Below are 273 nucleotides of genomic sequence, written 5' to 3' on the forward strand. Positions count from 1 at the left end.
GTCCAGGCCCCGGCAAGGCTTCACTGGTTGCCGACAGTGCCGCCATTCTCCAGGCGTTTGCCTTGCGCGGGCATGGCGTGGCGATCCTGCCCCAGTGGCTGGTGCAGGAAGACCTGGATGCGGGGCGTTTGGTGCGGTTGCTGCCGGGGTATCGATTTGCGCCGCAGGGGGTGTACGCGTTGTACCCGGATACCCGGCATTTGCCCCTGAAAGTGCGGGCCTTCATTGATTTCATGAAAGGCTGATCAGCCGAGAAACCGTGTGGCGAGGGAG

Annotated in this window: 1 protein-coding gene; it reads left to right on the plus strand. The window is 63.4% G+C overall.

All coding sequences use genetic code 11. The annotated features are described in order from the left end of the window. Positions 1-245, plus strand: a 245-nt coding sequence (locus HX846_RS16725) for a LysR substrate-binding domain-containing protein (RefSeq protein WP_256739827.1), incomplete at its 5' end; no start/stop codon positions are given. Positions 246-273: the final 28 nt, after the last annotated feature.

It is taken from the genome of Pseudomonas sp. K5002 (genome assembly GCF_013386655.1).
Lineage (GTDB): Bacteria > Pseudomonadota > Gammaproteobacteria > Pseudomonadales > Pseudomonadaceae > Aquipseudomonas.